Source organism: Ruegeria hyattellae, assembly GCF_041537925.1.
Lineage (GTDB): Bacteria > Pseudomonadota > Alphaproteobacteria > Rhodobacterales > Rhodobacteraceae > Ruegeria_C.
On the sequence record NZ_JBGOSH010000010.1, the window covers coordinates 35,300 to 61,625 of the forward strand.

27 protein-coding genes and 5 pseudogenes are annotated in these 26,326 nt (G+C 55.3%); 11 read left to right on the plus strand and 21 right to left on the minus strand.

All coding sequences use genetic code 11. The features are described from left to right. The first annotated feature begins 81 nt into the window (after positions 1-81). On the plus strand, positions 82-282 hold the full coding sequence (gene rpsU / locus AB1E33_RS20340) for a 30S ribosomal protein S21 (protein ID WP_114869331.1): 201 nt from the start codon (positions 82-84) through the stop codon (positions 280-282). Positions 283-636: 354 nt separating this feature from the next. On the opposite strand, the gene AB1E33_RS20345 is transcribed toward rpsU, so the two are convergent. The 3 genes from AB1E33_RS20345 to AB1E33_RS20355 all read right to left on the minus strand — a co-directional run bounded on the left by AB1E33_RS20345 (position 637) and on the right by AB1E33_RS20355 (position 3,217). Continuing rightward, entirely contained in the window at positions 637-2,004 is a 1,368-nt protein-coding gene (locus tag AB1E33_RS20345; protein ID WP_372579086.1) for an IS5 family transposase, read from the minus strand. A gap of 172 nt (positions 2,005-2,176) precedes the next feature. Beyond that, entirely contained in the window at positions 2,177-2,608 is a 432-nt protein-coding gene (locus AB1E33_RS20350; protein ID WP_372579087.1) for a thermonuclease family protein, read from the minus strand. A gap of 375 nt (positions 2,609-2,983) precedes the next feature. Then, positions 2,984-3,217: a hypothetical protein gene (locus tag AB1E33_RS20355; protein WP_372579088.1), complete on the minus strand. Its 234-nt coding sequence runs from the start codon at positions 3,215-3,217 to the stop codon at positions 2,984-2,986. Positions 3,218-3,580: 363 nt separating this feature from the next. Here AB1E33_RS20355 and AB1E33_RS20360 point away from each other — a divergent pair, with 363 nt between their 5' ends. Beyond that, positions 3,581-3,772 carry a peptidoglycan-binding domain-containing protein gene (locus tag AB1E33_RS20360; protein ID WP_372579242.1) on the plus strand — a complete coding sequence of 64 codons (192 nt, stop codon included), beginning with the start codon at positions 3,581-3,583 and terminating at the stop codon, positions 3,770-3,772. Between the two features lie 33 nt (positions 3,773-3,805). Continuing rightward, the gene (locus AB1E33_RS20365; protein WP_372579089.1) at positions 3,806-4,144 is read left to right on the plus strand and encodes a hypothetical protein; all 339 of its coding nucleotides are present in this window, start codon (positions 3,806-3,808) and stop codon (positions 4,142-4,144) included. 202 nt (positions 4,145-4,346) lie between these two features. Here AB1E33_RS20365 and AB1E33_RS20370 read toward each other — a convergent pair whose 3' ends face one another. Then, positions 4,347-4,880, minus strand: coding sequence for an AAA family ATPase (locus AB1E33_RS20370; protein WP_372579090.1), 534 nt, complete (start codon positions 4,878-4,880; stop codon positions 4,347-4,349). 291 nt (positions 4,881-5,171) lie between these two features. On the opposite strand from AB1E33_RS20370, the gene AB1E33_RS20375 reads away from it, so the two are divergent. Beyond that, positions 5,172-6,446 carry an adenylate/guanylate cyclase domain-containing protein gene (locus AB1E33_RS20375; RefSeq protein ID WP_372579091.1) on the plus strand — a complete coding sequence of 425 codons (1,275 nt, stop codon included), beginning with the start codon at positions 5,172-5,174 and terminating at the stop codon, positions 6,444-6,446. Between the two features lie 183 nt (positions 6,447-6,629). Here the strand turns inward: AB1E33_RS20375 and AB1E33_RS20380 are convergent, their stop codons facing one another. The 4 genes from AB1E33_RS20380 to AB1E33_RS20395 all read right to left on the minus strand — a co-directional run bounded on the left by AB1E33_RS20380 (position 6,630) and on the right by AB1E33_RS20395 (position 9,717). Then, positions 6,630-7,970, minus strand: coding sequence for a DUF7986 domain-containing protein (locus tag AB1E33_RS20380; RefSeq protein ID WP_372579092.1), 1,341 nt, complete (start codon positions 7,968-7,970; stop codon positions 6,630-6,632). 120 nt (positions 7,971-8,090) lie between these two features. Further along, entirely contained in the window at positions 8,091-8,363 is a 273-nt protein-coding gene (locus AB1E33_RS20385) for a DUF6429 family protein (RefSeq protein ID WP_372579093.1), read from the minus strand. 312 nt (positions 8,364-8,675) lie between these two features. After that, positions 8,676-8,999, minus strand: a complete 324-nt coding sequence (locus AB1E33_RS20390) for an H-NS histone family protein (RefSeq protein ID WP_372579094.1) — start codon at positions 8,997-8,999, stop codon at positions 8,676-8,678. Positions 9,000-9,360: 361 nt separating this feature from the next. Continuing rightward, a complete protein-coding gene (locus AB1E33_RS20395; protein ID WP_372579095.1) occupies positions 9,361-9,717 on the minus strand; it encodes a nucleotide-binding protein in 357 nt (118 codons plus the stop codon). 160 nt (positions 9,718-9,877) lie between these two features. On the opposite strand from AB1E33_RS20395, the gene AB1E33_RS20400 reads away from it, so the two are divergent. After that, on the plus strand, positions 9,878-10,144 hold the full coding sequence (locus AB1E33_RS20400) for a hypothetical protein (RefSeq protein ID WP_372579096.1): 267 nt from the start codon (positions 9,878-9,880) through the stop codon (positions 10,142-10,144). 554 nt (positions 10,145-10,698) lie between these two features. Here the strand turns inward: AB1E33_RS20400 and AB1E33_RS20405 are convergent. Then, positions 10,699-11,658 (minus strand): IS5 family transposase, encoded by a 960-nt coding sequence (locus tag AB1E33_RS20405; RefSeq protein ID WP_372579097.1) that lies wholly within the window; start codon positions 11,656-11,658, stop codon positions 10,699-10,701. Positions 11,659-11,798: 140 nt separating this feature from the next. Here AB1E33_RS20405 and AB1E33_RS20410 point away from each other — a divergent pair, with 140 nt between their 5' ends. Next, complete coding sequence (locus AB1E33_RS20410; RefSeq protein WP_372579098.1) at positions 11,799-11,957, plus strand: hypothetical protein; 159 nt, start codon at positions 11,799-11,801, stop codon at positions 11,955-11,957. Between the two features lie 77 nt (positions 11,958-12,034). Here the strand turns inward: AB1E33_RS20410 and AB1E33_RS20415 are convergent, their stop codons facing one another. The 3 genes and pseudogenes from AB1E33_RS20415 to AB1E33_RS20420 all read right to left on the minus strand — a co-directional run. Further along, the gene (locus AB1E33_RS20415; RefSeq protein ID WP_372579099.1) at positions 12,035-12,328 is read right to left on the minus strand and encodes a hypothetical protein; all 294 of its coding nucleotides are present in this window, start codon (positions 12,326-12,328) and stop codon (positions 12,035-12,037) included. 382 nt (positions 12,329-12,710) lie between these two features. Continuing rightward, positions 12,711-12,845 (minus strand): annotated as a pseudogene (locus AB1E33_RS29605) (IS6 family transposase); the annotation flags it as partial. A 34-nt stretch (positions 12,846-12,879) separates the two neighbouring features. Beyond that, positions 12,880-12,981: pseudogene (locus tag AB1E33_RS20420) on the minus strand (integrase core domain-containing protein); the annotation flags it as partial. A 351-nt stretch (positions 12,982-13,332) separates the two neighbouring features. On the opposite strand from AB1E33_RS20420, the gene AB1E33_RS20425 reads away from it, so the two are divergent. Both AB1E33_RS20425 and AB1E33_RS20430 read left to right on the plus strand, forming a co-directional pair. After that, positions 13,333-13,518, plus strand: a complete 186-nt coding sequence (locus AB1E33_RS20425) for a hypothetical protein (protein WP_372579100.1) — start codon at positions 13,333-13,335, stop codon at positions 13,516-13,518. After that, a complete protein-coding gene (locus tag AB1E33_RS20430; protein ID WP_372579101.1) occupies positions 13,508-15,223 on the plus strand; it encodes a recombinase family protein in 1,716 nt (571 codons plus the stop codon). Before AB1E33_RS20425 ends, AB1E33_RS20430 begins: the two co-directional genes overlap by 11 nt. Here the strand turns inward: AB1E33_RS20430 and istB are convergent. Next, positions 15,119-15,955 (minus strand): IS21-like element helper ATPase IstB, encoded by an 837-nt coding sequence (istB, locus tag AB1E33_RS20435; protein WP_372579102.1) that lies wholly within the window; start codon positions 15,953-15,955, stop codon positions 15,119-15,121. The genes AB1E33_RS20430 and istB overlap by 105 nt on opposite strands. Next, positions 15,952-17,187 carry an IS21 family transposase gene (gene istA, locus AB1E33_RS20440; protein WP_372579103.1) on the minus strand — a complete coding sequence of 412 codons (1,236 nt, stop codon included), beginning with the start codon at positions 17,185-17,187 and terminating at the stop codon, positions 15,952-15,954. The genes istB and istA overlap by 4 nt, the downstream gene beginning before the upstream one ends. 164 nt (positions 17,188-17,351) lie before the next feature. Between istA and AB1E33_RS20445 the strand changes: the two genes are divergently transcribed. Continuing rightward, a complete protein-coding gene (locus AB1E33_RS20445) occupies positions 17,352-17,732 on the plus strand; it encodes a hypothetical protein (protein ID WP_372579104.1) in 381 nt (126 codons plus the stop codon). A gap of 183 nt (positions 17,733-17,915) precedes the next feature. On the opposite strand, the pseudogene AB1E33_RS20450 reads toward AB1E33_RS20445, so the two are convergent. From AB1E33_RS20450 to AB1E33_RS20480, 7 genes and pseudogenes are all read right to left on the minus strand, one after another. Then, a pseudogene (locus AB1E33_RS20450) lies at positions 17,916-18,515 on the minus strand (IS3 family transposase); the annotation flags it as partial. Between the two features lie 4 nt (positions 18,516-18,519). Then, positions 18,520-19,149 (minus strand): annotated as a pseudogene (locus AB1E33_RS20455) (IS5 family transposase); the annotation flags it as partial. A gap of 73 nt (positions 19,150-19,222) precedes the next feature. Then, positions 19,223-20,215: a caspase family protein gene (locus tag AB1E33_RS20460; protein WP_372579105.1), complete on the minus strand. Its 993-nt coding sequence runs from the start codon at positions 20,213-20,215 to the stop codon at positions 19,223-19,225. Between the two features lie 4 nt (positions 20,216-20,219). Beyond that, positions 20,220-20,606 carry a hypothetical protein gene (locus AB1E33_RS20465; protein ID WP_372579106.1) on the minus strand — a complete coding sequence of 129 codons (387 nt, stop codon included), beginning with the start codon at positions 20,604-20,606 and terminating at the stop codon, positions 20,220-20,222. A gap of 209 nt (positions 20,607-20,815) precedes the next feature. After that, a complete protein-coding gene (locus AB1E33_RS20470) occupies positions 20,816-20,956 on the minus strand; it encodes a hypothetical protein (protein WP_372579107.1) in 141 nt (46 codons plus the stop codon). A gap of 196 nt (positions 20,957-21,152) precedes the next feature. Then, positions 21,153-22,028, minus strand: coding sequence for a hypothetical protein (locus tag AB1E33_RS20475; RefSeq protein WP_372579108.1), 876 nt, complete (start codon positions 22,026-22,028; stop codon positions 21,153-21,155). Between the two features lie 26 nt (positions 22,029-22,054). Next, entirely contained in the window at positions 22,055-23,944 is a 1,890-nt protein-coding gene (locus tag AB1E33_RS20480; RefSeq protein ID WP_372579109.1) for a hypothetical protein, read from the minus strand. A 547-nt stretch (positions 23,945-24,491) separates the two neighbouring features. Here AB1E33_RS20480 and AB1E33_RS20485 point away from each other — a divergent pair. After that, positions 24,492-25,541 (plus strand): hypothetical protein, encoded by a 1,050-nt coding sequence (locus AB1E33_RS20485; protein ID WP_372579110.1) that lies wholly within the window; start codon positions 24,492-24,494, stop codon positions 25,539-25,541. A gap of 89 nt (positions 25,542-25,630) precedes the next feature. Continuing rightward, a pseudogene (locus tag AB1E33_RS20490) lies at positions 25,631-26,284 on the plus strand (IS5 family transposase); the annotation flags it as partial. Positions 26,285-26,326: the final 42 nt, after the last annotated feature.

Genomic DNA, 26,326 nt, shown 5'->3' on the forward strand with positions numbered 1-26,326 from the left:
GTACAAACTGGGACAAGATTGCTAATTGGCCAATTCCTGCAAATCAATGCAACTTCAGACTAGAAAGGTGGTGAAAACCACATGCAGGTTAGTGTTCGCGACAACAATGTCGATCAGGCCCTCCGGGTTCTAAAGAAAAAGCTCCAGAGGGAGGGCGTTTTCCGTGAAATGAAGCTCAAGCAACATTTTGAGAAGCCGTCCGAGAAGAACGCGCGCCAGAAAGCCGAAGCGATCCGCCGCGCCCGTAAGCTGGCACGCAAGAAGTTGGAACGCGAAGGTTGATGTAGGTCATTCCTCGATGCTTTAGAAATTACCCCCGTTGTTCTATGGCAGCGGGGGTCTTGCGTTTCAGCCGCTCTTCACACCTAAGCAGTGGCCAGATTGATTTCCTCAATGCAGGAAAGAGCGGGCAACGAACAGCGAGCTTGTTTTGATTGGGTCGCATGTGTTGTCGTTGCGGTCCTTACTTGCCAAAATCCATGCAGTCTTTGAACTGGCTGCGAAACGAATGTCCGATGTTACCCATTGGCGCGGTATTAGTTTCAGGGAGAGCGGGTGGGGTAAATCCTGCCCGCGTTCTGCTTTAAAGCATCCCTTCCCGCCAAGAAGATAGTTAGTCTGTCCTGAATATCGCCTTCAGGCGGTCGGTTTGTCGACCCGATCACTTCGACCGAATGCCATTTCGGCGTCAATGATCGTACAAACTCGGCGGATCAGCCGGATCAAATAGTGCAAGACGGCTCTCAGGTGCCTGAGGATCATGCGGATATTGTGTCCGCATCCACAGAGCACAGCGAAAAGAGCATCGCCTTCGGTTCCTTTCAGGGTGCTTCGTGTCAGTCTGCCGTCGTTTTTCATGTGCCCGATCATCGGCTCAATTGCGCTGCGCCGACGCAGGAGTTTGGCAATCGTCCTGGTGACGCCGCGCCTGGCACCACTGATAAAAACCTTCACATTCTGCACGCCATGGCCACGGTATCCGCGGTCGACGAACGCGAATTCCGGTTTCTGGTCTGTCAGGATTTCGACCTGCTCCAGAGCCTCGTCCAGCGTGTGGCCGTCGTAGGGATTGCCCGGCAGCGCCCGCATCCCCACCACAAAGCCGCCCCGGTTGGTCGTGGCGACGCTGACCTTGGTACCGAATTCGTAGCGCTTGTGCGCCTTGCCCTTGGAGATGCAATCCACCGCTGGCTCATGCAGGCTGTAGAGCTTCTTCTTGTCCTTCGGCTTCTGCGCCAGCAGTCGGTTCACCAGCGCGATCATCTCCACCAGGCGCGCCTTCAATGCGCCCTCCTGAACCTTGTCCAGTTGCCGCCCAACGTCGCGTAGCACGCGACCAGTGTAGCCCTTGAGGCGACGCAGCGCCTTGCGCATCCTTTTGAACTGGCGGGCGTGGGCATAACGACCGACCTGACTGGCAATGCGAGGCGCGAGGCGATTGTAGTTCTGTCGCAGACTGACCCCGGCCTCGTGGGCCAACCCGACGAGCTTGCGCCGCGCCGTTTCATACAGTCGGGCATCCGTCGGATGGGCGATGTTCTTTTCCATCACCGTGGTATCGACCGTGACCCGCTTGAGATCGTTGCCTTTCACCGCCCCGGCGCGCTTCCCGGCATCTATCGTCTGGGTCAACATCCACTCGACACCTTCTTCTCCGATCCGCTTTCGCCAGCGCGTCATGGATGACGGATCAAGCGGCAGTCGATGTTGAAAGAACGTCTCGCCGCTGAAATGCTGCCAGTACGGGTTCTCGGCCCAACCGGCCACCACCGCCTCATCCGACAGAGCATAGACATGTTGAAGATACAGCAGCCCAGCCACCAGGCGTGGCGAGGTCGCCGGTCGACCGGTATGGGACGGAAAGAAACCGAGCCATTCCCGCTCAAAAACATCCCAGTCGATCAAGCCCTCCAGCTTCACCAACTCATGCCGCATGTCGATCATCTCGACCAATCGGGCGCGCAGGAGATCGTCTTGGTCCGGGGGTGGCTTTCTCGGCTTCATATCATGGCTCAAAATTGCAGGGTTCCTACCAAGATAATATCAAACCTTGCACTTTTTACCCAATAAAATTGGACCGTTTATCAACAAAATCAGATGCATACCGGTTGTTCAGGACGAACTAGTTAGTCGCTCACCACTCATGGGCGTGACACGAACAGGGCGGTCAATCAAATCAACAATACGGTGCGCGCTTCACCCGAGACTTGGCAGCAGACGTCTCAAACCGGGCATAGCGCCCACCTGAGTAACGGCGACAATCCAGAGCATATCCGGCGGCAATCACTGCAGCACCGATGTCCTGGCCGTCCGCGTAACAAACACCGACGTACCGGTCATAGGTCTTCTCGCCTGTCAGGTCGCAGGAGACGGCCTTGCCGCGCAGATGGTTCCCCATCCATCGCTTGCCTGACTGCCCGGCCTGTGTGTCCAGTTCCGGGGCATCTACGCCCTGTAGTCGCACAGGGGTGCCATCTACCTCGATCGTGTCTGCATCACGCACATGAGTTACCAAGCCCTCCAGGTTTCGCCCGGCCAGGTATTCTGAGAAAGCGCCAACAAATTCGGGAAACCGCATTACTGCCAATACGACAAGCAGAATGGTCACAACTAGAAGGGACGACCTATTTTTGCGCGTAGGCCATCTACGGCTCTTGCGCCTGCGGGCACGTGATTTTTTGACTGGTGTTCGGGTGCGGTGGTCAATGCTGCATTTGGTTAGCACCCGCGTCAGATGGCTGAATTGCTTGTCGCTGATCCGCGTCCTGGTGCCATGGCGGCGGAACTTGGCATGCATATCACCGAGAAACTTTCGCTCCCACTCATTCAGGCCCACCGAGGTGAGTGCCCTTGCGATGTTGCTTTGGATCAGATTGAGTTGGTCAGGCGGGATCTGCATGCGTGCAGAGATGGCAAGAAAATGCGGCGAGATTTTGGAATATAACGCCCCTGCGGGCGAATTCAAACAACGCATTTGGAGCTATCACGCCCTCGTCCGATCTGGCCTCTTGCCAAACGTCTCTTCAATCACAGCGTCGATTTCGCCTTTGGCCAACTCCATCACAACGGTCTTGACCTCGCCATAGGTGCCGAACTCGTGCCCGCAGTCGAAGCACGATATCACCTCGTCGCTCTTCGGCGGGGTGAGTTCGCTGATAGCAACCGGGAGCCCGCACTCGGTGCACTGGAATGTGATGCGGTCTCTCTTCTTCACCATGGGGGTCACCTGAACAGACTTGCGGGAATTCTGGGGGTTTTCGGGGGATCATAATCGAGCGCATCGGCCCAATCGTAGGTAATTGCTTTGAACATCAGAGTTTTGCGCGCACCAAAGAGCAGATCGCAGCCCCTCATCACCAGATTTACGCCCGATCTTCGCCATGCATCCTGGAGACGTCAGAGCTAGGGTTTTCGGACTGATCGGGGAGGGCAACCTGCCCGCGCCATAATCGGCCAGCATTGAACACAACTCGGGCCAACTCGCGATTGCGGCCCTCACGGAACTGAAAAGGTGACAATTATGAAAAGCTTCAAAAAGGGGGCTAAAGGCCCGGATGTTCAGAAGATCTAAAAGGCACTTATCGCTTCAGGAACGAAGCCAAAGGTCAAGATAAATGCGACATTTGATGCTCTGACTGAGGAATCGGTGAAGGCTTTCCAGTCGAAGAAGCGCCTTAAAGTCGACGGCATCGTCGGGAAGAAAACACTGCCGAAGCTGATGAAAGCAGCGAAAGCGCCCAAGATCGATCTGAAACTGTCAACCCCCGACTAAGCGCCGCTTCTCAAGAAGAAATTGGCGCACTATATGAAGGTTAAGAAACAGGTATCGCAGATCCTGGTCATCATCAAGAAAGACAGACGCCCAGAGATCAAAAAAGTTTCGAAGGAATACAACAGCTTGTTCCAGATCTACGCTGAGGCTTATGCCGTTTGTCGAACCAAAGCAGAAATGTCGATCAAGGCGCGGGCGCTGTTTGAGAAAGAGGTAAGATCCGATCCCTCGAGCGCTGCAGAAACCAGGGAGACGATCGAAAACTGCCATTCCGGCGCCCACTATCAAAACCGGCTGATGGAAATCTGCCTCGGCGGCTTTGAGCGTTTGGACAATGAACTGAAGAAGGCCAAACAGGGTCTCGCAGTGTAGAATATCCAAACTTGATCGTCAAAACGGGTGCCCCTGTTCGTTGCGCTATGCAGTGGATCCGATAGGCGAAACATCACAGCATGGCGGTCGCGTCCTGATCGCCATGCTTTGCATAGAAAAGCCGAGGGGCTGTCATCGGTGCAACCGCCACAAATTATAGTGACCGCAATACCTCCGCGATACTTGGTTTGACTGTAAAACTTCAAAATTGATCTGACGCGCACTTGGAGACGCGGGCTCGGATGAACTCCAAAAATTCAACAACCTCCGTTTCACTTGTGTTCTGAATTTCAACGCTCCACGGAAGTTGAACCCGTTCGGCAAGCATGTTGATTTGCTCGATCCTATCATCCGAAACTGGGATGTGTTGCGACGCGTCCCTCTGACGAATTCGGTCAAGGCACATCTCATTGGGAGCGCTGACTTTGATCAGAATAAGTTCGCCCATCGCATCCAGCGCGTTGTGCATCTCGGAAAACCATGGGGCGGTTCCCGTGCTCTCCAACACGACACTACTACGGGCAGACAAGCGCTCGCGGACGCCCTCGATGACCCGAGACAACCCTTCGATGTCGAAGTCGCTTGAGCCAGGCCTCATCTCTTTCATCAGTTCCAGCCAGATTGGCTCAACCCTCAGAAATGAGATGCCAATCTCATCCTCCATACGCGAGGCAAGATAGGTTTTGCCTGCGCCCTTCGGCCCAACAAGAAGTATGATGATGTTGCGCTTTGCCATGGTGCGTGCGCCCGTTGGTGGTTTCTTTCTGGTGGACCGCCGGTCGAGAAACGTTCGCTGAGGATAGCCCAGACGACCTATGCCGGTGAGCATTAGTGATCGCGTTGAATTCGACATCGGGCTCCGCGCCCAAAGTTACGAGCCCATACGAATAGGATCAACAAAGCAGACTTCACCGTCTAGTGTTTTGCGGTGGATGCCGATTTCTTGGGTCCCGACAAGGCCAATTTGACCAAAGTGCAGGGGCGTCTTACGATTTCCATCATAGCTGTTTGATGACCAATTCTGATCATGTCTCTCGATTTCCTCCGCATCGGCTACGCTGCCGATGACGATCTCGCCACCCGGCGACTGAAGTCCGTGTTAACCATCATCATTCTTGTGATCATGGCGATGTCGTTGTCTTTCTTTTTCTTTGAACCGGATCGGTCGGTACTGCTGCGAAGCTTTGACATAGCGGCGCTGGGAACTGAAGTCGCAGCACTCGTGGTGCTGCATGTCAGTCGTAGTGCCAAGACACTGTTCTATTTCTTCTGCCCGATGCTCATGTTCATTCAATTCGGTTTTACGCTGCTGAATGGAAACCGAGAAGGCGATATACTGCCGTTTATCGTCATCCCCGCGGCTGCGGTGGTGGTACTCGGTCCGGACCGGTCGCGAGCCTGGTTTGCGGTTTCGATGGTGGTAATGCTTCTTCTTCCATTTATTGAAGTGGCATTGCCTGAGTTCACAATGGCCGCCCATCAAACGGTCCTGAATCCCACAGGGTCGCTGTTCGACTCGTCGTATCGCCGCCCCATCGAAATCGGCGAGGGGCTCGCCATGGCAATCGGCGTCTTCTTTGTCTATTTCCTGACCTATTCCGGCTACAAGCAACTTGAGAATGCCAACGCCTTGATCCGCGTTCAAAAGGAGCAGATCGAACAGGAGCACGCGCGCGCTGAACAGCTGCTCGAAAACATACTTCCGCATTCAATTGCCGAGCGATTGAAGCGAGAGCCCGAAAAAATCATTGCTGATGACCTTCTACAAATAACTGTCCTGTTTGCTGATATCGTAGGGTTTACGCCGCGCGCATCGAAAATGTCTGCGCCCGAGACGGTGGCGTTCCTCAATGGTGTGTTTTCGCGATTTGACAAGCTCGCTGACCAGTTTGGGTTGGAAAAGATCAAGACGATTGGTGACGCCTATATGGTTGCTGGTGGACTGCCCGAGCCACGCGCCGATCACGCTTCGTCAGTTGCTAATATGGCGCTTGGGATGCTTGTTGTCATGAATGCGCTTAGCAAGGAATTGCATGACGAAGTGACGGTTCGCATCGGCATCCACACAGGCCCGGCAGTTGCGGGTGTCATCGGGACGCGCAAGTTCTTTTACGATGTATGGGGCGACACCGTAAACTTGGCTTCGCGCCTGGAAGCGCAAGGAAAACCCGGGCGCATACAGGTCAGCGAAGAGACACGGCGGATACTTGCAGACACCTACACTTTCGAGGCGCGCGGACCCATCGGACTCAAGGGTAAAGGCGAAATCGACGTGTACTTCCTGACCGGCAAAATTGGATAATTGCATCGAGCAATTCGCAATGCCCGGATTGTGCTTGGCCCATGCCTGTCGCAAAAGGCTCAATTTCTAGCCTGCTTGCGCGATGACGAAAGTCCTTGTTGCCTGCACCGAGTGGAATTCCAGAAGATCGAGCATATGCTTTTGGGATACCGTTGACTGACCCGACCTCATCAGCGCGCCGAGTCATTTCCGATGCTCCGACAGGCCGAGCTCGTCCCACATCCAGCCGAAATCATACTCTGCGACGTGGGACTCTGTCTGACGGGCACTGCGATTTTCGATGGTCTTCAGCCAGTCAATCACTTCTTTCTTGCCCTTTGCACTGCGAACAGCCTGGCGGGGGGTCTTGTCACCCAAGGCCGGTATCGGCTGGTCAAGCGTGTCGCGGTAGTGGTGGTCGAGATGCTCATGGGCAATCTGGCGGGCAAGGGCAGGGGGGATGTCCTTGTCAGCAGCGGATTCGGTTTCCGGGTTGTCCTCTGCCATCATCTGTTCGACGGTCTGGATCGCCGTCAGCGGCGGTCTCACCAAATCACCCAGCATCTCAAGAATGAGGGCTTCGCCGCGTACGGCGCGCGCCGCAGAATTCACGGAGAGTGTAAGCGCCCTGCCTTTCAGGGTCAGGGATCCGAGGACAGACGCGCCCGACATTGAGCTGTCCAACACCAGGCCAGTGCCACGCCGGGTACCATCCCGGTTGTCCAGGGCAAGCCAGGTCCAGCCCTTCGGGCCCGTGGCGACCAGATCCGCGGCCTGAGACAGCGTCTGCGCAACCTTTTTTTGAGTGACCCCATTTGCGAGCGGGAAGCGCATCTCATGGAAGACCAGGTCGTCGCCATCGCTGTTGCTGATCTGCGGCACCTCCGGGTCCAGCAGGTCTGGCAGATGTGCGAAGAGCCAGGCATTGGCAAAAAGTGGGGCGGAGCGCCGCAACTGATCCTGCGTCAGCCTAAGCTCGTCCTTTGCGTTCAGTTTCAGGACAGTTCGAAGCCCATCTTCGAGCATCGCAACAGCATCCGGATCGAACGGCAGCAGAGCGCCCGAAATCACGTTGTGATCGCCCTGCGAAACAACCCGAACGGAAATGCGATCCCCTTGCTGAAACATCCGCGTGGCGCTTTGCTCCCTGACGGTGACCGGCTTGGCGTCAGATAGCATGTCCCGCAGAGCCATGGATTTTCCCGGCACGATCGCGCTGACCTCGTAGAGGCTGATGGGGGCATCCCGCAATCCCGTGATATAGGCTCGGGTCTGAACACCCTCCTTTGATCCATGCCGCCTGAGATACGCATCGCCTGCGTTTTCACCATTCGGCCCGAATGACCTGCCCAGCAGATCCTCCAGCCCGCCGCCCCACAGGATCATTGGCCAGTCCTCGCCCAGCAAATCCCCCAGGTCCTCAAAGTCGAGATCGAATGCCTCAAGAGCTGGCAGGAGATGCTCATCCAGAACATCTGCAAGTCGCTCGTGCCAGGTCTCGTCGCGGGTGATGAACCCGATGAGCCCTTCAAGATCATGTCCCATCGACCTGCATCCTTCTCCATCGTGTGTCGGACAGGGGCGATCTAGCGCAGAGCGCGACTGTTAGCCAGATGTCAGGTTTGCGGTGGCGTATTTCGTCTCGGTGGTCTCGTTGCGGGAAGATTATTGCCGGGGTGCCCGAACAAAAAGCTCTTTGAAGAGCGCTTCCGATCGGCGCAACCCGTCCTCGGTCAGCACCACCGACTTTGCTTTGCCAACCGGATCCAGGATCAGCCCTTTTTGGTGCAGGCGGTCGAGCGCGTTCCAATCAAAACCCTTCCAGGCGCGGCGCTCGCCATGCAACGTCAGCCAGAGCAACGCCAGGACTGCGTCATCCACCTTGTCCTCATCTATATCCATGACCACATCGGACGCGACCAGGACTGGGTCCGTCAACCCCCGATCCGGCCAGAGCAGTCTGATTTACTGCGTGCAATCCGGGCTTCATCGAGGTTGGGGATTTCTGGTTCGCGACGGTCTGATTGAGCGTTCGACACTGTTCGATGTCGAAGAGTGCAAAATGAAGACGTTTACCGACATAACTGTTGGAACAGGTCCGACTGCGTGCGCAGGGGAGACCTGGCCGCATTTTGGAGAGGACTGCACTGCTGCAGGATTAGTCACAGGCCCGCCCTCTCTTCGGTGGAAAAACACGGAGGGGATGTCCAAATCGGGCACCTCTTCACCGCTAGCAGTGACTCCCAGGCGTCAGATTTCCAGTTCGTCGATGGACTTTCCGGCTTTGATCGCGTCATTGACCCAATTTGGCTTACGACCCCGACCGGACCAGGTTTGTTTCGGATCGTCCGGATTGCGGTATTTCGCGGCGACTTTGGCTTTCGCTTTCTTTTTTGGGCCGGAGAAATGCGCGATTATTTCCTCAAGTGTAACACCATGAGATTTGGCGACTTTGTGGATCTCTTTGAGTGCCTTTGACAGTGCCTCTTTTTCGGCGTGCACAAGAGTCTCCTCAATGTCCTTCGCGAGAGCTTTGAGGTCTGCTGCATTCATTTTCTTCAAATCAATTTTCATGTCCCTGCCTCTTTTTTGAAACTGGGCGCTAAACAACACCAATAGCGGGAGTGACGCAAGGGTGGTGGCGTCACCGAGCAATTAAACGCCACTGCCAGGGACGAAACGGAACGGCACGGTCTGGTCTGTACATCATGAGCATCGATGCGATTGGGCCTTGGTAAAAAACTCTCAATTGGTCCAGGAGCTTTCTATCGGCTGGACACAGTTCTTCTGCGAGGGATGCAAACTGCGCGGTCCCATCGACCCCAGTTCAAACTGTTTCTTTCCGATCATCTGCGGGAGATTTCCGGTTCAATCTATTCTAACGCGATCCTAGTTCAATGCTGCCCATTTAAGTGCCCCGTGATGGCCCGCCCCTTTAGCGTAGTGCGATCTGGCCTGGCGAGGATACTATGATTTGCGGCTTGCCCTTGTAGAGCTCGATTGGACCAGCGATCGCAACCGCCTTTCCTTTCAGACTATGGACATTTTGAAACTTTGACGCGTGTTTTTTGAAAATGACCGCATAGAACACATGGTTGGGATAGCGACCCCCAAAATTGATGAACGTGGTTCCACCGCTGCTTGTTGAAACCTGGCTGACAACGCCGACAACCGTCGCCTGGGCGCCTACATATTGAGACGTCTCTTTAGGCGAGATAGTGTCTGCGACCGCAGTTGTGGCGAGGAACAGGGCCACCCCAATGGCGACGAGTAAGTTGAACAGATGGGGCATGGAAACTCTCGTTCGGGTAAGAAATCGAAACGCTTGGAATGGCTTACTGACAAAGCCTATTGGGCGCGTCAACTCCATGCGCATCACTGCGAACTTGTGCCACGCTTCTCATCGCTGCTAAAACCAGAGCTGATCTGAGCCCAAGAGCATAGACCCCGATATGACCGATGAACCAGCCCTGGTTTCCTCACCCAAGAGCCAATCCATTATTGTCGATGGCTATCGCTTCGACATCGAGATTCACCGGCTGGACTTCGAGACAGGGTGGACACTTGAGGTCGTCGACCAGGACGGGACATCGCATGTCTGGGATGAGCAGTTTGCCTCAGACAAAGACGCCCGCAACGCGGCCGTGAACGCCTTGCAGGAAGCTGGCGCCATCACATTCATGACTAATGACTCGATTGTCCCGTTCAGGCGTCACTGAGTCAGAAATTTCCGTCCTTTTGGGCTTTTGAGGGGCTGGAGGGCAAACACACGCCCTTCCGGCCCTGACCAAGATCAACACTCCCCCAAACTCACACACAAAGGTTCAATCACTGGCTGGTCGCAGCTATAGGCTTTGAGATCTGGGCGCGTCAAATGAACTCTTCTTGCCAATTGTAGCATCTGGTCCCGCAAACTCGGTTTCGACAGCTGTCCTTCGCAATTTCCGCTGCAAAGGACCGCCAAGAGGAGGTCGCCAGCTACAGAAACGCCTCAAAGGTTGTCGAGGCGATTGGCTATGTAGCGTGGCACATGAATTCGGCAACGCTGGCAGGGTCGAGACCGTCGGTACAGGCCTGGCCTGCAAACAATTCGGGCGGGGCAGCCAGTCTTACTCGCAGCCAAACCATCTACAAGAACGTCGCGGGAGATGGTCTTTTGTTTCGATGCGACCTAGCAGAGTATCCATTGACTTCAGTTGCACCTGCTTTTGCCAGGCGAGGACCGTGTTGCATGGATCAGAATTGAGGCGGATTGGCCCCTTACCCCATCACTTCAGACGACGCGCTCATACACCGCACGACCGAGACCAGTCATGCGGTTGAGCGCCTTTGATGCCATTTTCACTTCGGCAATTTGATTGTCAAAGTCGCGCGCTTGCAGCCGGTCGCCGATAGCTTGTTTCCATCTTCCGATCTGGGCTTCGACCCGTGATCTCTGGTTGTATCCCGTCTTCGTTTGCCAGCTCATTCTACCATTTTGAGCGATGACGTCGATGTGGTGGTTGCGTTGTGCATTCTTGCCGTGAACCGCGGTTGTCGGCGGAGGAATAATGATCTCAACCCCGTGCCCGAACTTCTCGATCAGGCAGTCTGCCACGCCCTGGACGTCATAGGCACCATCTGCCAGAAACCGGCTCACATCGGCATCCATGTCTGTTAGCAAAGCTGGTAGCGCCGTTACATCGCCCACATGTTCAGTGGTCAACTCAGTCGCGGCGATATCACCGGTTTCCGGATCGAAGGCGATGTGGAGCTTGCGCCATGTTTTGCGGGCCTTCTTGGTGCCGTGCTTCTCTTCATGCCAGTCGTTGCCGCCATGCACTTTCAGACCCGTGCTGTCCACAATGAGGGTGGTTGGTTTGCTCGCAGCTCGCCGGTTTTGGGGGAGCTTCAGCCCTTTACCGCGCCGCGACAAGGTCGAGAAGTCCGGCACCACAAGGGCCATGCCCATCAGCTTGGCAAGCGACCGCACAAAGCCCTGAGTTTGCCTGAGCGGGAGCCGAAACACGACGCGCAGAGTGAGGCAGATCTCGATAGCCAGATCAGAGTACCGCGACTGACCGCCGCGTGTCTTGCGGCGCGGCGATCTCCATTTCTGCACCACATCATCAGAAACCCAGATCGTCACGTCACCTCGACGCCGGAGACTTTCATTGTATTCCGGGCAGTTCGAGACCCGGTACTTAGCTTTGGGAAACTTGTCGCGACGGGCATCATTGAATTTGTGGGGCATCGACCGTCGCTCACGTCACAGAAAACGCTGAGAATACTTTGAGCGACCGATCCCTGCAACACAGTCGCGCTACGCGCGTGTTGGCTGGCCCCCTTTCCCGCCGTGTCTGGAAAGCTCGTTTATTCACAAAGGAGATTCCCATGAAATACATTCGTAAAAGATCAACCAGCCTTCGCCGCCGCGCAGCCCGTCGCCTCAAAACGATCCGAGAGCAGCTGCGCAAGATCGACTTGAGCATGAGCGTTAAAATCAACCTCATCTTCCTGAAGCTGAAGTTCACACTACCGCGCCGGACATAGCAGTTTCCAGTTTTCACCTTCGCCAAATATCCTCGGGGGAACGCCGCTAGGCGTGGGGGCAGACAGCCCCCGGCCTATCACGGTCGCTCGCCGTCTCTTTGGATTGTCGGCGATAGAGGTGGCTCAATCAGATCTATGCCGAGCGACATAAGGCTTCCTGCGCCGAGGAAGAAAATTGTCATGGCGACTATAACGAATTGCTCGCTCCCAACCACTTGGAGCCCACCCTTTGGGGATACGGAAACCGCTGACGGCGGTTTGGTTTTCTCGGTTTTTGACGCATATGCGTCGGGCTGGGTTTTTTCGGCCAGCAGGTCAGCCAAAAACTCATTCAGTATGATACGTTGGTCATCGTAAGAATGGGGTTTCAAGTTAAACTCCCCTCTATTGGGGTTGTGTGGGGCAGCACTTAAAAAATGTCTGGGCCCCAGCCCAACCATGTCCTCATACTATTAGAGTTTGGTTGAACGGTAGGCGGCTTCAAGGGTTTTAACGCATTGGTACTCACATTTCATGCTACGGATGCTTATATTTCCGCCGTTTTTCTCTCCTAAGCCTCTATCTGGGCTTATTAAACCGGGCAAATCCCGACCCCCCTGGGCGGCATGACCGCGCGCTAGTCGGTCGCCGGCAGGGCCGGCCACCGACAAGATCACCGCGTCGTGGGCGACCATGGCACAAAGACCAGGCCGCGGTGATCGGATGTGTCGCAAACATTTGGAACGGCCAAGGTCAGCGACTTACTGGATACACCTATCCTGCGATCTCGGCGAATAGCTGGAAGCCAGACGTCGTATTGCTGGGAAATTGCCGCTTCCGGATCATGTTGGCGACCTCGATGCCGTCCAAAGTAGCTGATGCGGATCTGAACGATTTGAACCCACACATTAATCAGCCCCACTTGAGTGGTCCAATTTGAAAGTTAGTGCATGACCGGTCTCTGGTCCATCTGGACGATGGTTTCCGGAGCCGGTGGACGATAGCCCAAAGCACTGTGGGGTCGTTTTGTATTGTACAACTGAACGCCAGAACACCCACGTTACCGACCGGCGCGAGGTTCTTTATCGATGGCATCCTTGGTTTGGCCGGTCGGTTTATGTCCATGAGGTGATCGATAAATCCGGCGAAGCCGTGTTTCGGTGCAATCTCACAGGCCGCCGGTCGGACCGGCTTCTGGAAGTCCCGATATGGATGTTCGACCGGGCTGCATGTACCGCCTGCTGTCGGGTCGATACGGCGCATGTGGGCCTGGACGCTCTGAAGGCTCTTGCGGGGCTTGTTTGCGATATCGACTGTAAGTCGTTCAATAAATCCGACCCCCCATCCCGCGTTGACGCAGCATTGGACTCTGAACACGAGATTCGGAGGTTGGCCTATGCCGCGCAAAATGACGACGACGCAACTCGAACTGTTCCCGGACATCCGGTCCACGACCGCGACGCAAACCCCGCTTTGGCAGAGCCTCCCCGACGACACGCGGCAAACGCTGACACGGTTGATGGCACGCCTGATGGCGGAACATGCAGGCGCGGCAGAAGGGGGGAATGATCATGAAGCATGAGAAGATTGGTCCGCAGCATTTGGAGCGCAAGGCGATCCTTTACGTCCGTCAATCATCGGCCCACCAGGTCCTGCACAACCGGGAAAGCAGCGCCCTGCAATATGCCATGCGGGAGCGGCTGGCGGATTTGGGTTGGAGCCGGATCGAGACCGTGGATGACGATCTCGGCCGTTCTGCGGCGGGTGGTGTTGCTCGGGAAGGCTTTGACCGGATGATCGCCGATGTTTGTCTCGGCAAGGTCGGCGCCGTCGCAGCGCGTGAAGTGTCCCGCTTTGCACGCAACAGCCGGGATTGGCAGCACCTCATAGAGATGTGCCGCGTCGTCGACACAGTGCTGATCGACCAGGAAACGGTTTATGCGCCGCGCGATGGCAATGACCGGCTTCTTCTGGGCCTGAAGGGCAGCTTGAACGAATACGAACTCGACCTTCTCCGACAACGATCCCTCGCCGCGCGCCACGAGAAAGCACGGCGCGGCGAACTTGTCGTCGCTGCCCCAGTCGGATTCGTAAAAACCGGGGACCGGCTTGAGAAGGATCCGGACCGCCGCGTGCAAGAGGCCATATCCCTGGTTTTCGACAAGGTCGCCGAGCTGGGGAGCGCGCGGCAGGCTCTCATGTGGTTCCTCGAACATGGCCTTGAATTGCCAGCGCTACGCAAACAGGGTGATGTGATCTGGCGGCGGCCGACATACGCCACCATCCATCGCATGATCGTCAACCCGGCCTATGGCGGGGCCTATGCCTATGGCGGGGCCTATGCCTATGGCAAGACCCAGGCAGCGGCGGGGTTCGGTGCAACCGCCATTCGCAGGAAAGATCGCGACGACTGGCTGGCATTGAAGCCGGGCGCACATGAAGGCTATGTGAGTTGGGAACGGGCAGAGGCGATCCGCAAGATGGTCAGCAACAATGTTCCTCAGAGCCGGCATCATGGCGCGGCCAAACATGGCTCTGCCCTCCTGGCCGGGCTGCTGCGTTGCCGACGCTGTGGCCGCAAGCTTACGGTTCGCTATACCGGCAAGAAGCATGACATCCCGCGTTACTCCTGCTGGCGCGGCCTTTTGGACAACGGCGAAGCGCGCTGCATCGCCTTCGGCGGATTGCGGGTCGACGATGCCATCGAACAGGCGCTTTTGCAGGTAGTCGGACCCGGCGCCATTGCCGCCGCAGAGGTGGCCGCCAGGCAAGCACTGCGCCAGCGGGATCAGGTTCGCGATGCGCTCTGCCGTGATCTGGAAGCGGCTCAATACGCGACTGATCGGGCATTCCGGCAATATGATGCATCCGATCCCGAGAACCGCCTCGTGACCGCCGAACTGGAAGCCCGGTGGAACCGGGCACTTCAGCAGGTTCAGGAGATCGAGAACAAGATCGTTCACCATGACGCGGTCAGCCCGAACGGGACCACGCTGCCGGTGGAAGATCTGGCGGCCCTGGGGGCCGATCTCGAACGCGTCTGGTTCGCGCCGGCCACCGATGCCAGGTTGAAGAAGCGCATCGTTCGCACGGTGATCCGGGAATGTCAACGCCGGAGCAAAAATCCCCAAAAGTGCCGGAGTAAAATTCCCCACTTTGGCGGTTTCGGTTGTCAGCCGTTTTCAGTGACTTGCGCCTCCATTTTTGGGTGGACGGCCACGGCGCTTTGGAGCGGGTGGCGGTGTGATCGGGGCGTTGGTGCGGGCGTGTTCTGGAATGAGGTCTGAGTGGCCGCGCAGGCGGTAGCTTGCCCCTTCGATCTGGACGACGACGGCATGGTGCAGCAGCCGGTCTAGAAGGGCGGTGGCCACGACGGGATCGCCGAAGACATCGCCCCATTCGGCGAAGCCCCGATTGGATGTTAGTATCATGGCGCTTTTTTCGTAGCGCGCGTTGACCAACTGGAAGAATAGGTTTGCCCCACCCTGGGTGATCGGGAGGTATCCGATCTCGTCAACGATCAGCAGTGATGATCGCGCGTAGAACCTGATCTTTTCGGCCAGCTGACCTTGCCGCTCGGCCTTGGCCAGAACTTCGACCAGTTCCGCCAAAGTCGCACGATAAACCTGCATGCCGGCCTTGACGGCGGCAACGCCAAGCGCTGTGGCCAAGTGGCTTTTGCCGGTTCCCGGTGGCCCGAGGAAGTGAACGACCTCGGCGCGGCGGATGAAGTCGAGCTGGGCCAAAGCCGCGATGCGCTCACGGTCCAAAGAGGGCTGGAAGGTGAAGTCGAAGCTTTCCAGTGTCTTGATCGGCAGCAGCTTGGATGTACGCAGTGCGACATCGATGCGGCGCGTTTCCCGGGTGCTGTATTCTTCGCTGAGCAGGCTGTCGATGGCCTCAATCGCAGTGATCTCACCTTGCTCCAGCTTCTGCATTGTGTGGTCAAGCGCTTCGAGGGCTCGCGGCATCTTCAGCCCAACCATCGCGCCCCTGATCCGGTCCAGAACCTCCGTCATTTCGCTGCCCCCTGTGCCGCCATGCGCTCACCAACAGCACCGTAAAAGTCCAAGGATCGGCGTGCGATGTCCGGCGATGTTACGGGCTTTGCGCGTTGAATGGGCACAGCCTTGCGATGCGCCGGGTCAACGCGCCGCTGGTTCTTGCCCTCAAGGAATGGGTGGCGGGCTATGAGTGTCCCTTCTTCAAAGATCCGAACCTCGTGGGTGTGGTTTTGCACCTCAACGACCCGTTTTCTCGTGGTGTCCGGGACGCTGTAATAATTGCCTGCGACAGAGACCATGCCTTCGTGGCTCACACGCCGTTCGACGGTGAGGACAGCATCGTATGGGATCGCAGGCAGTGGCTTCAGGCTGGGGCGCTCCTCGGCGAAGGCCTCATCGACGACGCACAAAGTCGTGGCATGCACGCGCGGGTTCGCTATGCCCACTCGCCAGAGATTGAACTGCGCATTCAGGTCGTCGATGTTGCGGAACGTCCGCGCCAGAAAGAAGTCCTGACGGATGTAGCGGAAGGGCCGCTCAACCTTGCCCTTCGTTTTAGCGCGATACGGCCGACACGCGCGTGGCAACGTGCCGTAATGACTGAGCAATGCCACCAAAGACGTGTTGTAGGTGACAATCCCGGCAGCATCTTCGCCAATCACTGCCGTCTTCATCCGGTCATAGAGAATGTGCTCGGGCGCACCTCCCATCGCGTCGAACGCCGCGATGTGGCACCGCATCACCGATTGCAGGTTTTGGCTCGATACAAACCGGCCCCAGAGCCAGCGGCTATGCCCAAGCACCAGAGAGAACAGCCAGACCTTGCGTGTCACGCCAGGCTCATCCGCAAACGCAACGCTGAACTCGGCAAAGTCCACCTGCGCTCGCTGGCCTGGCGGGGTTTCAAAGCGGCGCTCGAACGGCGTTTGTTTGGCAGGGCGAGCCTCCCGCAGAAAATCCGTCACCGCTGTATAGCTGCCCTCATATCCCATTGCGCGGATCTCACGCAAAAGACGCGCACCGCTCAGATCCGGAAAAGCAAGAACGCGCTCGCGCAGAAATGACTCGTACGGGTCGATCAAACGGTCTCTCGGCGCACGCGGGCCGTAAACCGGCATCTCCAAACCACGTACCAAATACTTGCGAACGGTCTTCCGGTCACAGACAACCTTCCGCGCAATCGCGGACACGCTCAAACCTTGTTTGTGTAAATCCTGGATCAAAACGATCTCCTTCAATCCCTTCACCCGATTGCCCCTGTTGCTCTTAAATGGGGGCATCTGGCCGGGTTCCCGCGGTCCCGACAATTTCTGAATATTTGAGGTTCAGAAATCGCCAGAACCGCTCACGACTGGGGAAATTTCAAACGGCGGTTTTGGGGAGATTACGTCCGGCACTCATACGGGAAGTGGTGGCAGATCTTGATGATGATGCCTCCGAGATCGTTTTGATGGTTCATTGGGCCGGTGGCGCACATACGGAAATCCACCTGCCAAAACGCCGCCGCGGACAGCGCAATGCAACACCGCCGGATGTTGTCGAGGCCGTCCGCCAGCTTGCGCGGATCGCCAGCGACGATGTCATCGCCGGCGTTCTGAACCGGAACGGGCTCTCCACAGGAAATGGCAACCGCTGGACCAGGGAGCGAGTCACGGCATTGCGGTCCTACCGCAAGATCCCGGTATACAAGCCCGAACCCGATGGTCTTGACCCTTGGCTCACTCTCTCCGGCGCCGCAAAACTGATCGGAGTAGCGCCAAAAAACATTGCGGTTGGCAGCAGAAGCAGGTGATATCAAAGCAGACCACCCGCTTACTGACGGGCCATGGGTATTCGAGCGCGCGGAACTGTCAAAAACGAAGGCACAACAACTCAAGAAACGGGCCCGACAAAACCCCAAACACCCCGCGGTATCGCACCCGGATCAGCAAAACCTATTTTCTTCAACAACATAGAAAGATGGGCGCAATGAAGCAGAGTTGTAGTGTTTCCTCCATTGTTCAATCAGGATTTGGGCCTCCCGCAAGCTGTAGAAGACTTCGCCATTGAGCAGTTCGTCGCGGAACCGAGCATTGAAGCTTTCGCAGAATCCATTCTCCCAAGGTGATCCTGGCTCGATGTAAGCGGTTTTGGCTCCAACGGCTGCAATCCAGTTTCTGACCGCTTCCGCAATGAACTCCGGGCCATTGTCAGAACGAATGTAAGCAGGGATGCCACGCAGGATAAACAGGTCCGTCAGGGCATCAATTACCTCTGTTGAGTTCAGCTTCCGCTTCACCCGGATCGCCAGGCATTCCCGGCTGTGTTCGTCCAGGATGTTCAATGTCCTGAAAGCCCTGCCATCATCGGTTCGGTGATGCACGAAGTCATACGACCAGACATGGTTGCGATACTCTGGCCGTAGACGAACGCATGAGCCATCGTTCAGCCAGAGCCTCCCTTTCTTAGGCTGTTTTATTGGCACTTTGAGCCCTTCACGTCGCCACAGACGTTCGACACGCTTGTCGTTCACCGACCAACCTGCATCTCTTAGCAGCGCCGCGATCCTACGATAGCCGTATCGGCCAAATTGTCGGGTCTCTGGCGGCAATCGCTTCGTGACATTTACGGGTATCATACGCCCCATCGGCGGTAACGCTGCCGATGTCTTGGTCGGGAGGGATTTGGTTCAGGAGGTCGGGTAACATGGGAGCGTCACCGATGTTGCTGCTGGTGACTTCGACTGCCCGAACCTCTAGCGGTTCTTCGTCGATACCTATGTGTATCTTGCGCCAGATGCGCCGTTTGGGGCCGCCATGCTTGCGGGCATTCCACTCGCCTTCTCCCTCGGCTTTGATGCCCGTACTATCAATCAGGAGGTTCAGCGGACCAGTGCCGCCACGATACGGCAGGTTCACGTTCAGCGTCTTCTGACGGCGGCACAGCGTGCTGAAATCAGGCACTGCCCAGTCCAGTCCGATCAGCCGCAACAGGCTCTGGACAAACCCAGTTGTCTGCCGCAGCGGCATACCAAACAAGACCTTCAGCGTCAGACAAGTCTGAAGGGTGGCGTCACTGAATTTCTGTTGCCGACCGCGCTTGCCGCTCGGCGGTGGCACCCAAACCATCTCGGGATCAAACCAGATCGACAACGATCCGCGCCGCTTTAAGCTGTCATTATAAGACGACCAATTCTTGGTCTTGTACTTTGTAGGGGCCCAACTGCTCATGCCTGCAGCTATCACGCTGGATTCATACAGTGAATCCCATCACGCCATTTGTGCAACAAAGCCCAGCCCTACTCTAAATCTTCCGGAGTTCCGCAAGACGCCTGAAATGTGCACCCGTTGCCGTCAACTTGCAGCCTCCATAGAAAACAGCCGAATGCCACATGTGCTCATGCTCGCTTGGTGCAATTAGCCCGTGGCGGTTACACTGCTGTAATTCGCGATAGACTCTGACGTTTTCCTTGCTGATCGGGATGCTCTTCAGGCGCTCAGCCTCTTCGCCCCTATCCGGTTCAAACGACGGATCGAGCGCAAACACATGGCTCGCGCTTGGAAAATAGTCAGGTAGCCGTCGAAGAACCTCCTTCGGGACCTTGGGTGACACCGATCTGAGTGTTATGAATGTCTGCACGTTGGCCTTGTAAATTGGCCGCTGCTCAAAAGCCCCCAATGTCTGATCCACGTGAGCATAAAGTGAAGCGGGCGTGATCCTGCCAAGGACATCGCTTGCCGCACCACTGAGCCCGTCAAGCATGATGTCAGTAAATTTACCATGCCCGCCCTCCTCAGCCGCAACGCCGTCTTTATGACAAGCTGTGAGTATAGTGACGCCATTCCCAATGGCGTTCACTCCTTCTCGGCCAAGGCCCGTCACTTCTCCAGCGAAGCCGGATTGACAACTGTCGAGAAGAATAACTGATGACTTGATTTTGGGATGCGCTTTATTCGCCTGTTGAAGGATATCTACAAGACTAACTCCCCAGTGCGGGTCACTTCCATCTTGTGTCACCAAGTGTCCATTGTTCGTTACCTCATTAAGGATACCGTGCCCGGCGAAGTAAAACAACGCCGTCTCCGCTTCACCGCTAAAAAGCCTACCTATCGCATCGGAGAGCAATTTGGCCGTTACTTCCACCTCACTACTGATTAGTTTTTGAACTTCGAAGTTGGGATCGCCATTACCGTCGGTTTCCAGCAAGGTCGCAAACTCAATCGCGTCATTCACGCAACCGGTAAGTTCATTTGGATGCGGGTAGGCATCAATGCCAACAACAACTGCCTTTTTCATGATGTCACCCGAGACGATTGAGGAAGTTTACGATGTTTGGCTCAGACCAGAGATTTATCTGCAGCCCAGAAATGACAGACGGCAGAGTTTGCAATTTCTGTTCTGGCGCAGTGTAGCCGTGAATCAACATCAAAGGAACGCTCTCTTCGATTGCACACTTCAACTCCCAAAGTTGCCCATCGGCCTTGGGAGTATTGGGCGTGATGATACCAATCATACCGCGACAGCTTTTAATGCGCGCCCTGCAATTAGTTTTCCAACTAGAATCCCATGCCTGCTTCACTGAAAAGTCAGTGAATTCTATAGCGTTCCGCGTATTGTTCTTCTGGCCCACCAGAAAATCCCGCAAGACCTTATCCTCAACTGCAAAACTGATAAAAACCCGTGCCATCGTCGCCTCGCCATAGATTAAAGTTACTAAATCTTAAACTACTATAGCGAGTGGTCTCGCGCTGGGCTACAGCGATATATTGTTCGGAACGCTATTGACCATGCTCAACAACGCTTGGGCCTACGGCGGCGACGTTTTGCGGCATTGGTCCTTCCTTGACCTCTGCCATACCGAGACGCGACTGCTGCACTGGTTCTGCTGTGGCGCTGCTACAAGCCCTTGAACGGTGCCTCACCGATATGCGCACCGATTGAGCGATGATCGGACAGCTTGCCGCGCGCATCCAAGTCATCAGGCACGACCCCGCTTTCGGCATTGTCGTGCAGCACCTCCAACACTGGGTCAGACATAGTCTTATCATCCCGCTTGGCCTGCGTGATGTGCGGGCGTCCGAACAGGTCGCGATCCACCTCATAGCTGCGCGAATTTCCAACTGGAGGGACCCCCCCCCCCAAATCTTGAAGCGTAATGCAGAGGGTTTTCTCAAACAACTCATGAGTCGTCTTGCTCGAAGCTACTCACGATCCGGTCAGAGCGAATGCACCGCTAAGGGATCGCTTCGATGATGGCCTTGGCGACCCGCATGTCGCTCAGATAGCCCGCGATGCTGTGCGGATTTTCCGTTCCATTCTCAACATCCGAGATGTTTTGTACATCAGGACCAAAGTCCGATGCGTCAAGGGCAGGACGCAACGCTACAAAATCCTCAGGATCGGCAGCATTTACCCATCGTGAGACATCCGCCGGGCGTACTCGTGGCTTGGTAAAGCCTTTACGAACTACGTCGATTCCAAGTGGTGATCCCAGCGTGAGCCAAAGAGGCGACTGCCTTGGTCGACCATTCCTAGCAAACTCGCGCAACAGTGCGTATGACACGATAGTCCCGAGCGAGTGCGATACTATGATTGCCGGTTCGTCGTCTTCGAATACAGGACGCACCTTGTCGTTTACGAGATCGTGTACGTATTGATTGCGAATATACGCGTGGGCTTGACCTAGCATACGCAATGCAATGGTTCCCTTCATGGGCGAGACGTTCTCGATACTGCGAGCAATGGCCTTCAGCCATTTTTTGTGTGGTCCTTTGCCCATTGGCACCGTCGTTTCGGTTGCTTCTGCCTCGATGTCTGCCCTAGTAACTCCAATGATACTGGCCATTTCCTCCAGTGCCTCAACAGCAAATTCATCGAAATCGTCGCTCGCATCTTCAGCACCCATCGCGAGGGTCTCCGATTTCAGCCATGGTGAACTGTTTGCGCCGAGTAAGTCTCCATAAAAAACCGCTTCGATCCTGCTTAGGTGGTCGAGGGGATCGTTGTCTAATTTTGACAAGATTGTTCGTAACGGTGTCAGCCATTCATCGAGAATCTTCTGTTCGCTTTTTCCCTCTTGTGAAATGCCGTGAACCAGTATCATTCGCATTGTGCTGTCCTTCAAGTGGATCGGGGCTAGTTGTTTGCCCCGTCAGGGGTAAGATTTTGCCCTTTATCGGTTATCTCAGCGAGCGCGAGCAGTGCGTCTCGTCCTTCGCGCTTCACCAAGCTGAAAGGCCCTGCGCCAAGGTGTGGCAGTGTTTTCAAGGCGAGACCACGCCATTCTTCGGCGCTTTCGTCGCAATCGGCTGTTTCGATTGCGCTCCAAGCTTGGCGCAACCAAGGGACTCGTCCTGCAACTGGATGGTTAACTACTTCTTGGGTCGCGCTGAAAGTGTAGTTCCGCTCACGCTCGACTTCCGAACGAGGTTCTCTAGGTTTGGTAGCAGGGACGTCGGCGTATAGGCCATCTTTCTTGGCAAAAAGGCGCCCCCCACCGAATAAAACAATATCGAGCGGGATAGGTTGACCGTTTTGTGCGTAGAAAGCCGCAATAGAGCGCAGACCCTTGGTATCGCGTATTGAATCGTAGAACTGCGCGACAACCGCTCCCAGTGTGATCACTTCATGCTTACCCAATCGCAACATAGCCGCGGCATCCACGATCTCGCCCTCGGTAATCAACCCCGCTTGCAACCTGCCAAGCAGAGCAATAACGTCCCTCCCTTCATACGCGGGCGCGAATAGTTTTCTATGAAGTACATTGGTAGCCCCGTGCTCGAAGACATGCATTGCGGTGACAAAGTTCTGAACGATGCAAGCATAGGCAAAGTTGCCGTCGGCGAGCTCGACAACGACATCCGCCCACAACATTGGATCATGTTCGTCACTAAGCTCGAGACGATACCAATTCGGAGGTAGGAAATCCTGCGAGAGCGAGCCCTTTGAAGCGCGAACCTTGCGGATCTCGGCTCCACTGAAGCAGATCCCGCAGCCGGTCTCAAAGTGATCGCGAACCTCGGCTTCGGCCGCAGCGGCGTAGGCTCGTTGAGTCGCAAGGCGATTTTCTCTAAGCTCTTCAGTAAGATTGCTAACAAGCGGTTGCTCAGTACTCGCGGTTAGCTTAACTCTAGGCACAGTTCTGCGAGCTGGTGAACTACCCGCACCGTCTGTAGCAAACGAAATGGTTTTGCCCCCCCTTGATCCGCGCGTTCCTGACGATTCAGGCTTGGCTGGCCCTCCGGTTTTTGGCGAGGAGTAGTAAATTCGATCAGTGTAGAAACCTGGTCGTGGGCGCGGTTCCATGCGAACGCCGTACTTGCCTGCTTCGTTTGCGAGATTGTCCTTCAGATACATTGCCAATGTCTGGCTGGTGACATGAAGGCTACCGTCGATCTTCTCGAAGTATTTCTCAGGGGCATCGCCTTCCAGTGCGTCGAGCATCACTTCGGTGAAAAGACAAAAAGCGTCTTCCTCATCCTTCGCTTTTATCATGAAGGCCTGGCTGCCGGCGTCGACTGGAAAAAAACGGTCGAGTTCGTAGTCCCGGCGGTCTTCTTCGAGCTTGTCGAAAATTGGACTGCCGACGACTTCGATAAACTTGGCCGAAAATTCTTGGCAAGCATCGCCGATTATAGTCACCTGTTCTGGACCGTAATATTCAAGCATGCGCTGTAATGACGAAACCTTAACGGCTTCGGTTGGGCGGTTGTCCCAGTTGCTGAGCATCCAGTTCTGGTCGTCGATACCAAGGGCCGCACCATGACCAGCGAAAAAGATAATCAGTCGGCGCAGCACAACCCTGTTTGTGACCTCCTCAATAACCTTGGTAATTTCTGTGCGTAGTAATTCTGTCGTAACCTCTGTGAAGATGGCATCATTTATCAGCAGCGGAATATAGCCATTGGCCTCAGCCCAAGCCGCCATCCGCTCAGATGCCTTGATCGCCCCCGGCAGTGTGCTGAGTCCGCCGTCAGGCCTTGAGACGGCAATCGAAACAAATATACGATCTCGGCTATGAGGCATTTCCACTCTCCATCAAATGCGACTCAGTATGGATGCACCGATTTGGTCGAGGCCATCTTAAAGTTGCGTCTTAGGGCGTGTCTCTACTTTTTCTTGTTCAGGGTTTTCAACTGAGACGTTTATGCTGGCACGCAGTCAGGAACCGCATTCTGGAACTAAATCATCGGGCTTGTCGAAATTGTAATAGTCTCGATTGGGGCAGGGAGTGGCGAGCGGTTCGGGCCAATGTTGTGTGGCGCTAACCCACAGGGCCACACCAGCCGCCTGACTGAAGAAGACAGATGCGGCGACAAGGTGACGCCGCGAAAGAACGCAAGGGTAAACGTGAGTGATGATGATCGAACGGATCCGCTGCAAGAACACCCCGAGGTGATGTCGGGGCTACAAAGCTCATCCGTCTGTTTGGGGCCCTGATGTGCTTGTCGGCCAGCTGTTTGCACCTTACCGTGCCATCAATAGAATAAGACTGCCAGTAATGCCGTTTGCTGGCTTTCTTCAATTGGATTTGAAAGTCTTCTGAGAACTGGAGACTGAAAGGGATCTATCAATGAAAGGAAAAGCACTCAGGCTAAAGGATCACTTCCAAATACATCAAGACAAAGAGACTAAGTGGCTAATCTGGGGTACGGGACCCTTTATCGTGTCGCTGTTGTTGTTTGTTACAGGGTGTGTAGCGGGCGGGGGCGAGGTGATTCTTGTCGGTGTCCTCTTGTGGTTCCCCTCATTGATATGGGGAGTAATATATCATTTTCTGATCTATAGCCCCTATGACGTTGACCTGAATATCTCGAATAATGTGGCCGATGGTTGGGCGAAGTTAGTGGAATCTGACGCCGAATGGGACAACACGAGTGGGACGAATTATTGGCCGACCAGCGCTGAGATACTCAAAATGTTCCAACGTCACATTGAAGATGATGCTTATCAGGATAAAACATTCTTTGGGTATTCTCTTCTCTTGAGGCCTTTTGAGTTTGACAGTTCTGTCAAATTCTCAGAGGGGCAGCAAAACGAACACCTATTTTCTATTTTGGGACGCGACCAAAAGTCGTTTGAGAAGAAACTTGCCGAGTCTCTTTTTGAAGTTTTGCCTCTTGTCGCCGTCGACAACAAAATTTCTCAATCAGGACCGAGCGCTGTGACTTTATCCGAAGACGATTGGAAGGATAAGGTTCGACACCTAATACGAGATGCAGCCGTAATTTTTGCCATCCCTTATCCGGGCGATGGATTGCGTTGGGAGATTGAGCAGATTGCTCAAATGGGTTTGCTTCCGAAGGTGATCTTTGTGGTGCCGCCCGGTGGTCTATATCCCTCGGGTTCTCGACCACCTGAAGTGAGAACGGAAGAAGATTTTTTTGTCTCTCTTGCTCTTAATTTTCGTGATGATAGAGAAGATGCAGCCATGTTTTCTCTGGACGCAGACAAAAAGGTAGTGTGGAAACATGTAACAGATTTATTCACTACGTCAGCCGAAGTCGAATTCAATGTCCATGCTCTGCATATCGAACAGAATCGAATTGTGTTGGCTTTGCGCTCTTATTTGCGCGCCGCTTTGTTGAAAAATCCAGTCTCAACTTCTCTCAAGCCAGAGTGAACCTCGTAGTCTTATCGCCATCTATGGGCTTTGTTGCACAAATGGCGTGATGGGATTCACTGTATGAATCCAGCGTGATAGCTGCAGGCATGAGCAGTTGGGCCCCTACAAAGTACAAGACCAAGAATTGGTCGCCTTATAATGACAGCTTAAAGCGGCGCGGATCGTTGTCGATCTGGTTTGATCCCGAGATGGTTTGGGTGCCACCGCCGAGCGGCAAGCGCGGTCGGCAACAGAAATTCAGTGACGCCACCCTTCAGACTTGTCTGACGCTGAAGGTCTTGTTTGGTATGCCGCTGCGGCAGACAACTGGGTTTGTCCAGAGCCTGTTGCGGCTGATCGGACTGGACTGGGCAGTGCCTGATTTCAGCACGCTGTGCCGCCGTCAGAAGACGCTGAACGTGAACCTGCCGTATCGTGGCGGCACTGGTCCGCTGAACCTCCTGATTGATAGTACGGGCATCAAAGCCGAGGGAGAAGGCGAGTGGAATGCCCGCAAGCATGGCGGCCCCAAACGGCGCATCTGGCGCAAGATACACATAGGTATCGACGAAGAACCGCTAGAGGTTCGGGCAGTCGAAGTCACCAGCAGCAACATCGGTGACGCTCCCATGTTACCCGACCTCCTGAACCAAATCCCTCCCGACCAAGACATCGGCAGCGTTACCGCCGATGGGGCGTATGATACCCGTAAATGTCACGAAGCGATTGCCGCCAGAGAAGCCCACGCGGTGATCCCACCGCCTACTTTCTTATAAATCAGGATAAACGCTGACGGTGCAGGA